Genomic DNA, 12,096 nt, shown 5'->3' with positions numbered 1-12,096 from the left:
CGTCCGCTGCCCCGTCGGGCGCGGCGGCCCGGAAGCCGGTCGACCGGCCGTACGCCGGACTCGCCACCCCCGGGAGGAAGGGTCACTCCTTGACGACGTCCGCGTCCTCGGTGACCGGCTCGCTCGGCAGCTCCGCGCGGGTGACCACCCGGGCGATGGCCGGTCGGGCGTAGCGGGTCTGCACGCCCGGAGCGACCTCGATCAGGACGGTGTCGTCCTCGATGCCGGTGACCGTGCCGTAGAGCCCACCGATGGTCACGACCTCGTCGCCGGGGCCGAGGTTGGACTGCATCGCCTCTGCCTCTTTGCGGCGCTTCTGCTGGGGCCGGATCATCATGAAGTACATGACACCGAAGAGCAGGGCGATCATCAGGATCGGCGTGAAACCGCCGGCCCCGCCACCCGCTGCTGCCAAATGCACGGTTACTGACCTTCCCATTGGCCACCTGCCCGGCACCGGGGTGCCGGAGCGGAGGCGGATTCTCACGTCCTGTACAGACCGCGGCGAAGTCTAAACCCTGCACCTGAGAACGCCGAATGCGGCACAGATCACGTTCACATCACGGCTGATCGGTGTCCAAGGAGAACAGATCGGGCGCGGGCGGACTATCCATACCAAATGCACCATTCGGCGGGGTACGTCCGAGATGCCGCCAAGCTCCCTCAGTCGCCACCCGGCCCCGAGGCGTACGGGCCAACAGGCCGGCACGGACCAGGAACGGCTCGCAGACCTCCTCGACCGTGTCCGGCTGCTCCCCCACCGCCACAGCGAGGGTGGACAGACCCACCGGGCCACCCCGGAACGAGTCGACCAGCGCGGTCAGCACCGCCCGGTCCAGCCGGTCCAGGCCGAGCGCATCCACGTCGTACACGATCAGGGCCGCCCGGGCGGTGTCGAGATCCACCACCCCGTGGGCCCGCACCTCCGCGTAGTCGCGGACCCGGCGCAGCAGCCGGTTGGCGATCCGGGGCGTGCCCCGGGACCGACCGGCGATCTCGGTCGCGCCCTCGGGGGTGATCGGCACACCGAGAATCCGCGCCGAGCGGTGCAGCAGCGTCTCCAGATCCGCCGGGGCGTAGAAGTCGAGATGCGCGACGAAACCGAACCGGTCCCGCATCGGCCCGGTCAACAGGCCCGAACGCGTCGTCGCCCCCACCAGGGTGAACGGCTCGACGTCCAGCGGGATCGCCGTCGCCCCCGGACCCTTGCCGACCACCACGTCGACCCGGAAGTCCTCCATCGCGCTGTAGAGCAGCTCCTCCGCCGGCCGCGCGATGCGGTGGATCTCGTCGATGAAGAGCACATCGCCCTCGGCGAGGCTGGTCAGGATGGCCGCCAGATCACCGGAACGCTCGATCGCCGGGCCGCTGGTCACCCGGATGCCCGCGCCCAGCTCCGCAGCGACGATGTTGGCCAGACTCGTCTTGCCCAGCCCCGGTGGGCCGGAGAGCAGGATGTGGTCCGGTGGTGACCCCCGCCGCATCGCTCCCTGCAACAACAGGTCGAGCTGATCGCGCACCCGGTCCTGGGCGATGAACTCGGCCAGCCGCTTTGGCCGTACCGTGGCCTCCGCGTCCCGTTCCGCGTCGCTCACGTACGCCGAGACGAGCCCGTCGATCTCGCTCATCGGGTGCGGCCCAGCAGACGGATGGCCTGCTTGAGCAGGACCGGCACCGGCGGCGTCGGGCCGTCGATGGTCTCCGCCACGGCGGCCACCGCCTGATCGGCCTGACCGGCGGACCAGCCCAGGCCGACGAGCGCCTGCCGGACCTGGTCTGGCCAGGCGCCAACGGTCACCCCGCCCACGCCGTCGGCGCCGATCGACACCGGGCCGATCCGGTCGCGCAGCTCCAGCACCAGGCGCTCGGCGCCCTTCTTGCCGATCCCGGGCACCCGGGTCAGCGCCGCCGTGTCGGCGTTGGCGATCGCCTTGCGCACCGCGTCCGGGGTGTGCACGGCCAGCACCGCCTGGGCCAGTCGCGGGCCCACCCCGCTGGCGGTCTGGAGCAGCTCGAACAGCGACTTGGCGTCGTCGTCGGCGAAGCCGTAGAGGGTCAGCGAGTCTTCCCGCACGATCAGGCTGGTCGCGAGGCGGGCGACCTGACCGACCCGCAGCTCGGCGAGCGTGCCGGGAGCGCAGTGCACGGCGAGACCGACACCGCCGACCTCGATCACGGCCTGGTCCGGACCCGTCGCGGTCACCGTGCCGCGCACGCTGGCGATCATCGTGCTCCTCCTCGTCGTACCCGGTCGGCCGCCGCGGCCAGCTTGGAGCGGGTGCCGCCGCGCCACACGTGGCAGATGGCCAGGGCCAGCGCGTCGGCGGCGTCGGCCGGCTTCGGTGGCTCGGCCAGCCGCAACAGCCGGGTCACCATGGCGGTCATCTGCGCCTTGTCGGCCTGACCGGACCCGGTCACGGCCGCCTTCACCTCGCTCGGCGTGTACGTCTGCACCGGCAGCCCGGCACGCGCCCCTGCCAGCACGGCGATGCCGCTGGCCTGCGCGGTGCCCATCACCGTGCGCACGTTGTGCTGGCTGAACACCCGCTCGACGGCGACACTCTCCGGCTGGTGCTCGGCGACCAGCTTGGTCAGCGACTGATCCAGGTGCAGCAGGCGCAGCGACAGGTCGTCGGCCGGGTCGGTGTAGACCACGTAGTAGGCGATGAGAGTGCAGGGCCGGCCCGGCACACCCTCGACCACGCCCACCCCACACCGGGTCAACCCCGGGTCGACACCCAGCACCCGCACGCGACCCCTCCCCGAAAACCGTGACCAGTACGTGTGTTCGACACCCTACTGCCCGCCCTTCCCAGGAGCCCCACGGGACACGCCCCACGCCCACGCCCCACGCCCCACGCCAAGATCTACGCAACTTCCCGGATGTTGCTGCCTCCGGCGGGCGAGAGACAGCAACATCCCTGATGTTGCGCGGATCTTGACGACGAACACCGTGCCCGCGGCGCGGCGGGACGGGGCCGGAGCGGGGTGGTCGCGAGCGGCGGTGGGGCGGGAGTGGGTGGCAGGGGCGGGTGGGGCCACACAGCTTTGCGCCGGAGTATGTGTCGCTGGCCCATGTGCCGGGGAGCACACAGCTCGTAACTTCTTGCGCCATGACGGCAGAACCCGTGGCGGTCCCCCACGTCGTACAGGTCGACCTCGCCGGTCGGACCGCCCTGGTCACCGGGGGCGGCAGCGGCATCGGGCGGGCGTGCGCCCTGCGGCTGGGCGCGGCCGGTGCCAAGGTGCTCGTGGTGGACCGCAACCTGGAGGCGGCCAAGGCGGTCGCGGCCGAGGCTGGCGGCCGGGCCGAGGGCGTGGACCTGTCCGACGCCGCGGCGGTGGACCGCCTCGACGTGGACGTGGACATCGTGGTCAACAACGCCGGGCTCCAGCACGTCGCGCCGGTGCAGGACTTTCCCGTCGAGCGCTTCGAGTACATCCAGCGGGTGATGGTGGAGGCGCCGTTCCTGCTGATCCGCCGGGCGCTGCCGCACATGTACGCCCGGGGCTGGGGTCGCATCGTCAACATCTCCTCGGTGCACGGGCTGCGCGCGTCGCCGTACAAGGCGGCCTACGTCTCGGCCAAGCACGCTCTGGAGGGGCTGTCGAAGGTGGTCGCGTTGGAGGGCGCCGCGCACGGGGTGACCGCCAACTGCATCAACCCGGCGTACGTCCGCACGGCGTTGGTGGAAAGCCAGATCGCCGACCAGGCGGCGAGCCACGGCATCGACGAGACCGAGGTGATCGAAAAGATCATGCTGGCCCGGGCCGCGATCAAGCGACTGATCGAACCGGAGGAGGTGGCCGAGCTGCTGGCGTACCTCTGCTCGCCGCCGGCGGCCTTCATCACCGGCGCGTCGATCGCCCTCGACGGGGGCTGGACGGCCAACTAGTGGGCCCGAGCACAATGTCGACCATGTCTTCGCCGGTGGAGTTCCTGGAACTGCTCGCGCGGGAGGCCGCCGCTGTCGAGTTCGAGGGACCGTTGGTGGCCGCGCGTGCTGCCGGGCTGCCGCCCGACAAGCTGGCCGAGCTGGAGCAGGCCAAGTCGGTGGCGTTGCGGGTCCGCGCGCTGCTGGAGCGCCGGCGCCGGCGCGAGACCGAGCTGTCCGGCCTGTACGACACGGTCAGTGACCTGGCCGGGCTACGCGACCTGGACGACGTGTTGCGGGCGATCGTGCACCGGGCCCGCAACCTGCTCGGCGCGGACGTGGCCTACATGACGCTCAACGACGACGAGCGCGGCGACACCTACATGCGGGTGACCGACGGGTCGGTTTCGGCCCGTTTCCAGCGGCTGCGCCTGCCGATGGGTGCCGGCCTCGGTGGGCTGGTGGCCCAGTCCGGGGCCCCGTACGTCACCGCGAACTACGGCGAGGACGCGCGCTTCCACCACACCGGTGAGATCGACGCCGGGGTCGGGGAGGAGGGGCTGGTGGCGATCCTCGGGGTGCCGCTGCGGCTCGGCTCCACCTCGATCGGCGTGCTCTACGCGGCCAACCGTTCGGCCCGGCCGTTCGTCCGGGAGGAGGTGGCGCTGCTGGTCTCGCTCGCCGCGCACGCCGCGGTGGCGATCGACACCGCCCGGCTGCTGACCGAGACGCGCTCGGCGCTGGGCGAGCTGTCGGCGGCGAACACCACCATCCGGGCCCACAGCAGCTCGGTGGAGCGGGCCGCGGCGGCGCACGACCGGATGACGGCGCTGGTGCTGCGCGGCGGCGGTGTGGAGGACGTGGCGGCGGCGGTGACCGAGGTGCTGGGCGGTGCGCTGCTGGCGCTGGACGCCGAGGGCCGCCTGCTGGCCCGGGTGGGTGAGATCGACGAGCCGGACCGGGCGGACATCGTGGAGGCGGTTGCGGCCTCGCGCACCGAGGGGCGCAGCGTGCGCCGCAGCCCACTCTGGTACGCGGCGGTGGTGGCCGGTGCGGAGAACCTGGGTGCCCTGGTGCTGCGTCCGGACGACGAGTTGGTCGACGCCGACCAGCGGATCCTGGAGCGGGCCGCGCTGGTGACCGCGCTGCTGCTGTTGTTCCGCCGTACGGTCGCCGAGGCGGAGGGGCGGGTCCGGGGTGAGCTGCTGGACGACCTGATCGCCCGCCCGTTGCGGGACACCGACGCGTTGCGCAGTCGGGCCCGCCGCCTCGGGGTCGACCTGGACGCGCCGCACGTGCTGGTGGCGGTGGGCGACGACGCGATCGCCGCGACCGGCTCGGCGAGGCAGCGGGTGCTCTCCTGGGCCACCACGTACGCCTCGGCGCGCAGCGGGCTGGCCGCGGCGCGGGACGGCCGGGTGGTGCTGATGCTGCCGGGGCTGGACGCCGGTGGCAGCGCTCGCGCGGTCGCGCGGGACCTGTCCCGGGTGACCGGCCGCCCGGTGACCGCCGGGGCGAGTGGTCCGTCGAACGGGCCGGCGGCGCTGGCCGCCACGTTCCACGAGGCGGATCGGTGCCTGACGGCGTTGGGCGCTCTGGGTCGCGACGGGCAGGGTGCGAGCACCGCGGAGCTGGGCTTCGTCGGGTTGCTGCTGGGCACGGTCGGCGATCGGGGTGAGAAGGACGTGACCCAGTTCCTCGCCACGACCGTCGGGCCGGTGGTCGACTACGACGCCCGGCGGGGCACGGCTCTGGTGAAGACGCTGGAGGCGTACTTCGGGGTGGGTGGCAGCCTGGCCCGGGCCGCCGAGCAGTTGCACGTGCACGTCAACACGGTCACCCAGCGGTTGGAGCGGGTCGGGCAACTGCTCGGCGCCGACTGGCAGCGGCCGGAGCGGGCGTTGGAGGTGCAGCTCGCGCTGCGCCTGCACCGGCTGCGCGCACCGGCCGGCTGACCAGGACCGGCCAGCGGGCGGGCTCGCGGCCGGTTCAGCGGACCTGAATGCCCTCCAGCACGGCGTCGACGACCCGCTCGGGGAGGGTCTGCTCGTCCAGGTCCGGGTTCCACTGGAGCACCCGTTGGATCAGCATCGGCCCGGTGAGCAGCGCCATCGTCACCTCGACGTCGATGTCGGCCCGGAGCACCCCCTCGGCGATGCCGCGCCGCAGGACCTCGCGCATGAGCTGCCGCCGGGGCCCGATGATGTTCTGGTAGAGCTGGAACTGGTCCGCGCTGCGGTTCACCGCGGGCACCAGACAGGGCATGATCTTCGCCGCGCGCGGGTCGACGTTCTTGCCGATGGCGCCGACCAGCAGCACCAGGTCGTCGCGGACGGAGTGCCCAGCCGGTTGCGCCATGACGCCCTTGAGTCGCCGCAGCGCGTCCAGCAGGAGGGCGTCCTTGCCGGCCCAGCGGCGGTAGATGGTGGCCTTGCCGACCCCGGCCCGCGCGGCGATCGCCTCGATCGACAGCGCCTCGATGGTGCTGCCCTCGGCGAGCAGGTCGAGGGTGGCTTCGATGATCGCCTCGTCGGCGCGGACGCTCCGCGGTCGCCCGGGCGACCGCGGAGCATCGGCAGTGGACATCATGTCCGGCATTCTTCCCGCACCTACGCCGTGCCGGCCAACTCGGGCTCGGCGACCGGCGCCACAGGGGCGACGTTGGTGTCCTCCCGACCCGGCATCCAGCGCAGCACCACGATGACCCCCAGTGCGGCGATCACCGCGGAGAGCCCGGCCGCCCAGTGCATGGCGGTGACGAAGGCGTCGTTGGCCGCCGAGATCAGCGCCGGCGCGTCCGGGCCGAGCTGGCCCGCCGCCGCGTACGCCCCGGAGATCGACTCGTTGGCCGTGTCGCGGGCCTGCGTGGGCAGGCCGGTCAGTGCGTCACCGATGTCGCTGCGGTAGACGGCGGAGAGCACCGAGCCGAGGATCGCCACGCCGAGCGCACCGGCGACCTGGCGGACGGTGTTGCTGACCGCGGAGCCCACGCCGGCCTTCTCCCGGGGCAGCGCCGACATGATCGACTCGGTGGCGGGCGGCATGATGTTGGCCATCCCGGCGCCCTGGATGAGGAAGGCGAGCAGCACGACCCAGATCGGGGTGGAGGCGCCGATGAACACGAACGCGGCGAGTGACACCACTGTCAGCGCCAACCCGACGGTGGCGACGGCCCGGCCGCCGTAGCGGCGGACCATCGCGGCGCTGCGCGGTGCGAAGACCAGCTGGGCGGCGGCGAAGGGCAGGAAGAGCAGACCGGTCTGCAGCGGGCTGTAGCCCCGCACCAGTTGCAGGTAGAACGAGCCGAAGAACAGCGAGCCCATCGCGGCGAAGAACACCAGACCGACGATGGCGACCGGCGCGGCGAAGCGGGGCACCTTGAACAGCCGGACGTCCAGCGACGGGTGGTCACTGCGCCGCTCGTGCTGCACGAACCAGGCCAGCACCGCGATGCCGACCAGGATCGAGCCCCAGACCACCGGGCGGCCGAAGCCGTGCTCGCCGCCGTCGATGATGCCGTAGGAGAGGGCGACCAGGCCCACCACGGAGAGCAGCACACCGAGCACGTCGACCCGGCCCGGCCGCGGGTCACGCGACTCGGGGACCAGCAGCGCCACCAGGATCACGCCGGCGACGACCACCGGCACGTTGATCAGGAAGACCGAACCCCACCAGAAGTGCTCCAGCAGCGCGCCGCCGAGGATCGGGCCGATGGCCACGGCGAGACCGACCGCTCCGGCCCAGACACCGATGGCCCGACCACGCTCACGCGGGTCGAAGACGTTGGAGATGATCGACAGCGTCACCGGCATGATGGCCGCGCCGCCGACGCCCATCAGGGCGCGGGCCGCGATGAGCTGGCCGGGGCTCTGGGCGTACGCGGAGAGCAGCGACGCCAGGCCGAACAGCACCAGACCGATCATCAGGAAGCGCTTACGGCCGGCGCGGTCGCCGAGCACCCCGAAGGTGAACAGCAGCCCGGCGAAGACCAGCGTGTAGGAGTTGATGGACCACTCCAGCTCGCCCTGGGTGGCGCCGAGGCCGTGCACCGGGTCGGCCAGCGTGCGCAGGGCGACGTTGAGGATCGTGTTGTCGAGGACGACCACGAGGAGGCTGATCACCAGCACCCCGAGGATCGCCCACCTCCTCGGGTGGCCCGTGTTGTTGTGCAGCTCCATGCCTGATTTCCCCCCACGCTTTCCCCGCGACGCAATACGATACGGGTCAGACTCGTAACGCGGGTCAGCCTACGACGCGCATTAACGATACGGCACCGATCCGTATCGTATGTGGTGGGCGTCACGTCCGGGGACGCCCGCGAGGCAGGCGGTGACGGCCCTCGGCAGCGAGTCGAGATGCGCCACCGGCGCGGTGAGCGGCTCGATCCAACCCGGCCCCGCGCCGTACACCCGCAGGCGTGCGAACTCCCGGGCGAAGCGGACCAGACGGTACGCGCGGCCGGTGACCGGCGTCTGCGACCAGAGCACGACGGTGTGCGGCCGTGCCCGATACACCGCGCTGGTCAGCGCCGACCAGGGCAGCGCCGGGCCGAGATTCAGACACCCGCGGCCCTGCTCGCGCAGCGCGGCGGCCAGCGCCTGGAGGCCGAGACTGTGCGCCTCCTTCTCGGCACCCGCCAGCAGCACGCCACCGGTCGGCAGCGACCGGCCCGGCTCCCGGCGGTAGACGTCCAGCCCGACCCGGACACCCTCGCTGAGGGCGTGCTCGACGACCACCTCGGCGGCGGTACGCCCCGACAGCCCGGCCAGCAACGGACGACAGACCTGCTCCCAGAGCGCCGGCACGCCCCAGGCCTCGGCCAACTCCAGCACCAGCGTCGCGACGGCGTTGCCGTCCAGGTCCTCGGCAGCCAGCGACACCTGCTTGTGCGCGATCTCCACGGCCTCGGCCGGCATCGGCTCGATCAGCACCAGACGCACCCCCGGGTAGACGTTCCCTACCCGGGGGTTCGCTGAAACGGCGCGCGGCGGATGCGCCGTCGTGAGATTTACCGGCGACGGGCCGCCAGCCGATGGGCCAGCGCGGCGACGCTGCCCCAGATGCCACGGCGGAACAGCACGACCACGAGGACGAAGATGCCGCCGGTCACCAGGCCGATCGCCTCGAACCCGGAGAACGACAGCCAGTCCTCCAGCCGCACCACGATGCCGGCGCCGAGCACCCCACCCCAGAGGGTGCCGATGCCACCGAGCACCACAACGATGACCGCCTTGCCGGAGGTGGTCCAGTGCAGCACGTCCAGCGAGACGAACCGGTGGCCGACAGCGAACAGCCCGCCGCCGAGGCCGGCGATGAACCCGGAGAGCACGAACGCGGTGAGCTTGTAGCGGTGTACCGGGTAGCCCAGTGCCCGCGCCCGGGCCGGGTTGTCCCGGATGCCGACCAGCACCCGACCGAACGGCGAGTGCACGATCCGCCAGGCGGCGGCCAGCCCGAGCAGCACGATCGGCAGGATCGCGTAGTAGAAGAAGTAGTCGTCGGTCAGATCCAGGCCGAAGAACGAACGGGGCACCCCCTGGAGACCGTTCTCACCCTGCGTGACCGAACGCCACTCGTTGGCCACGTAGTAGACCATCTGCGCGAACGCCAGGGTCACCATCGCGAAGTAGATGCCGGTCCGCTTGACCGCGAGGTATCCGATCGGCACCGCCAGAACGGCCGCGGCGAGCGCGCCGGCCAGCACCGCGAGCGGGAACGGCAGGCCCGCGTGGATGGCCACCAGGCCGGTGACGTACGCCGAGGTGCCCCAGAACGCGGCGTGACCGAAGGACATCAGCCCGGTGAAGCCGAGCAGCAGGTCCACCGCGACGGCGAACAGCGCCCAGCAGAGGATGTCCACCGCGACCGCCGGGTAGAGGCCGTTGGGCAACCACGCCGCGACGGCCAGCCCGACGGCGAGCAGCGCGTACCGCACCCAGCCGGGAGCCCGGGCCACGGCGATCAGCCCGGACGGCGGCGTCGAGCGGGACGCGTCGGCGGCGGCAGTGTCCACGGTGCTGGTCATGCGGGAGCCTCCTCACGACCGAACAAGCCGGCCGGGCGCCAGAGCAGCACGCCGGCCATCACGACGAAGACGATGGTCTGCGAGACGATCGGGAAGGCCGACAGGTACGCCTCACCCCACGCCTGCACGAGGCCGATGCCGAAGCCGGCGGCGACCGAACCGAAGATCGAGCCCAGCCCGCCGATCACGACCACCGCGAACACCACGATGATCAGGTCGGCCCCCATCAGCGGGTTCACCGCGCGCATCGGTGCGGCCAGCACGCCGGCGAGACCGGCCAGCCCGATCCCGAAGCCGAAGACCGGTGTCACCCACCGCCCGACGTCGATGCCGAAGGCGCGGGTCAGGTCGGGCCGCTCGGTGGACGCCCGAACCACCATCCCGATCCGGGTACGGGTGAGCACCCACCACACGGCGACGCAGAGCAGCACCGCGAAGCCGAGGATGAACACCCGGTACGTCGGGAAGTCGAAGAGCCCGAAGTTGACCGACCCGCTCAACAGCGACGGGGTCTCGTACGGGCTGGACTGCACGCCGTAGCGCAGCTTCACCAGATCCTGGAGGATCAGCGTCAGGCCGAAGGTGAGCAGGAAGTTGTAGAGCGGGTCGAGCCTGGTCAGCCGCTGGATCACGGTGCGTTCCAGCGCCATGCCGAGCAGTCCCAGCCCCACCGGCATGATCACCAGGGCGGCCCAGAACGGCACTCCAGCCTCGGTGAGCAGCACGTACGCCCCGAACGCGCCGAGCATGTAGAACGCGCCGTGCGCGAAGTTGACCACCCGCAGCATGCCGAAGATGACGGCGAGCCCGAGGGCGAGCAGGGCGTAGAACGCTCCGCTCACCAACCCGTTGAACGTGTTCTGCGCGAAGCCGCTCACAGCGTCACGCCCGTTCGCGACCGCGGGGCTCGCAAAACCGGCTCACTCCTCGCGCTCACAGCTTGCAGTCCGCGGAGGGCGCGCGGAACGCCTCCGCGGCGGGGATCGTCTTGAGCACCTTCACGTAGTCCCACGGCTCGGTGACCTCGGCCTGAGGCTTCACCTGGGCCAGGTACGCGTCGTGCACCACCCGGTGGTCCTCGGCGCGGATCTTGCCGTTGCGCAGGAAGACGTCCTCGACCGTCTTGCCCTCCAGCCCCTTGACCACGGCGTCCGCGTCGTCGGTGCCGGCGGCCTGCACCGCCTCCAGGTACTGCAAAGCCGCCGAGTAGTTGGCGGCGTGCGCGAACGTCGGCCGGGTGCCGGCCTTCTGCTGGAAGCGGTCGGCGAACTCCCGGTTCTTCGCGTCGAAGTTCCAGTACCAGGCGTCGGTGTACGTGGTGCCGGCCAGCGCGGCCGGGGTGAGCGAGTGGATGTCGGTGAGGAACATCAGCCCCACCGCGAGGCCGACGCCCTTGTCGCGCAGCTTGAACTCGTTGTACTGCTTCACCACGTTGACCAGCTCGGCACCGGCCTGCATGGTGCCCAGCACGTTCGGCTTCGGGTTCAGGTTCGGCGCCTTGAGCAGGAAGGTGGAGAAGTCACCGCTGGTGTTCGGGAACGGCGCCCCGTCCTTGCCGACCACCGTGCCGCCGGCCGCCGTGATCGCGGCGGAGAAGCTCTTCTCCATGTCCTGACCGAAGGCGTAGTTCGGGTACAGGATGTACCAGTTCTTGCCGATCTGCTCGGTGGTGGTCTTCCCGGTGCCGTTGGCCAGCATGTACGTGTCGTACGCGTAGTGGAACGTGTACTTGTTGCAGCTCTTGCCGGTCAGGTCGGTGGTCGCCGCGCCGATGTTGAAGTAGAGCTTCTTCTTCTCCTTCGCCACGTCGGCGACCTTCAGCGCCGCGGACGAGGTGGGCACGTCCAGGATCAGGTCGACGCCCTTGCGGTCGTACATCTCCTGGGCCTTGGAGTTGGCCACGTCCGGCTTGTTCTGGTGGTCGGCGGTCTCCACTGTGATGTTTTTGGTTACCGCCTTGTCGCCGTACTTCGCGGTGAAGTCGGCGATGGCCAGCTCGACCGCCGCCACCGAGTTCTTCCCGGACAGCTCCGAGTACGCCCCGGACTGGTCGTTGAGCACGCCCAGCACGATCTTGTCGCCGGTCAGTTCCTGGTCGCCACCCGACTGGGGGCCACCGCCGCCGCAACCGGCGACCAGCACCACCGCGGCTGACGCCACGGCCACACCCACCGTCCTGCGCATGCCCACTCCATC

12 protein-coding genes are annotated in these 12,096 nt (G+C 71.3%); 2 read left to right on the top strand and 10 right to left on the bottom strand.

All coding sequences use genetic code 11. The features are described 5' to 3' along the window. Positions 1-82: 82 nt before the first annotated feature. The 4 genes from yajC to ruvC form a co-directional block, all read right to left on the bottom strand. The gene (gene yajC / locus GA0070619_RS07605) at positions 83-439 is read right to left on the bottom strand and encodes a preprotein translocase subunit YajC (RefSeq protein ID WP_231927316.1); all 357 of its coding nucleotides are present in this window, start codon (positions 437-439) and stop codon (positions 83-85) included. Between the two features lie 121 nt (positions 440-560). Next, entirely contained in the window at positions 561-1,628 is a 1,068-nt protein-coding gene (gene ruvB / locus GA0070619_RS07600) for a Holliday junction branch migration DNA helicase RuvB (protein WP_088947412.1), read from the bottom strand. Then, on the bottom strand, positions 1,625-2,227 hold the full coding sequence (gene ruvA, locus GA0070619_RS07595) for a Holliday junction branch migration protein RuvA (protein WP_088947411.1): 603 nt from the start codon (positions 2,225-2,227) through the stop codon (positions 1,625-1,627). Before ruvA ends, ruvB begins: the two co-directional genes overlap by 4 nt. Next, positions 2,224-2,751 (bottom strand): crossover junction endodeoxyribonuclease RuvC, encoded by a 528-nt coding sequence (gene ruvC / locus GA0070619_RS07590; RefSeq protein WP_088947410.1) that lies wholly within the window; start codon positions 2,749-2,751, stop codon positions 2,224-2,226. Before ruvC ends, ruvA begins: the two co-directional genes overlap by 4 nt. A gap of 362 nt (positions 2,752-3,113) precedes the next feature. Here ruvC and GA0070619_RS07585 point away from each other — a divergent pair, with 362 nt between their 5' ends. Together GA0070619_RS07585 and GA0070619_RS07580 are read left to right on the top strand one after the other, a co-directional pair. After that, positions 3,114-3,896 (top strand): 3-hydroxybutyrate dehydrogenase, encoded by a 783-nt coding sequence (locus tag GA0070619_RS07585; protein ID WP_088947409.1) that lies wholly within the window; start codon positions 3,114-3,116, stop codon positions 3,894-3,896. Positions 3,897-3,910: 14 nt separating this feature from the next. Beyond that, on the top strand, positions 3,911-5,830 hold the full coding sequence (locus tag GA0070619_RS07580) for a helix-turn-helix domain-containing protein (RefSeq protein ID WP_088947408.1): 1,920 nt from the start codon (positions 3,911-3,913) through the stop codon (positions 5,828-5,830). A 34-nt stretch (positions 5,831-5,864) separates the two neighbouring features. On the opposite strand, the gene GA0070619_RS07575 is transcribed toward GA0070619_RS07580, so the two are convergent. From GA0070619_RS07575 to GA0070619_RS07550, 6 genes are all read right to left on the bottom strand, one after another. Continuing rightward, complete coding sequence (locus tag GA0070619_RS07575) at positions 5,865-6,473, bottom strand: TetR/AcrR family transcriptional regulator (RefSeq protein ID WP_088947407.1); 609 nt, start codon at positions 6,471-6,473, stop codon at positions 5,865-5,867. Positions 6,474-6,484: 11 nt separating this feature from the next. Beyond that, positions 6,485-8,053 carry an MFS transporter gene (locus GA0070619_RS07570; protein ID WP_088947406.1) on the bottom strand — a complete coding sequence of 523 codons (1,569 nt, stop codon included), beginning with the start codon at positions 8,051-8,053 and terminating at the stop codon, positions 6,485-6,487. Positions 8,054-8,134: 81 nt separating this feature from the next. Next, a complete protein-coding gene (locus GA0070619_RS07565) occupies positions 8,135-8,806 on the bottom strand; it encodes a transcriptional regulator (RefSeq protein ID WP_231927315.1) in 672 nt (223 codons plus the stop codon). Between the two features lie 77 nt (positions 8,807-8,883). Beyond that, positions 8,884-9,900: a branched-chain amino acid ABC transporter permease gene (locus tag GA0070619_RS07560; protein WP_088947405.1), complete on the bottom strand. Its 1,017-nt coding sequence runs from the start codon at positions 9,898-9,900 to the stop codon at positions 8,884-8,886. Continuing rightward, positions 9,897-10,778 carry a branched-chain amino acid ABC transporter permease gene (locus tag GA0070619_RS07555; protein ID WP_088947404.1) on the bottom strand — a complete coding sequence of 294 codons (882 nt, stop codon included), beginning with the start codon at positions 10,776-10,778 and terminating at the stop codon, positions 9,897-9,899. The genes GA0070619_RS07560 and GA0070619_RS07555 overlap by 4 nt, the downstream gene beginning before the upstream one ends. Positions 10,779-10,833: 55 nt before the next feature. Continuing rightward, on the bottom strand, positions 10,834-12,084 hold the full coding sequence (locus tag GA0070619_RS07550; RefSeq protein WP_172861999.1) for an ABC transporter substrate-binding protein: 1,251 nt from the start codon (positions 12,082-12,084) through the stop codon (positions 10,834-10,836). Positions 12,085-12,096 lie beyond the last annotated feature (12 nt).

This window comes from Micromonospora zamorensis (genome assembly GCF_900090275.1).
Taxonomy (GTDB): domain Bacteria; phylum Actinomycetota; class Actinomycetes; order Mycobacteriales; family Micromonosporaceae; genus Micromonospora; species Micromonospora zamorensis.
Note: the sequence above shows the minus strand (reverse complement) of the source record. Positions and strands in the feature narration are given on the sequence as shown.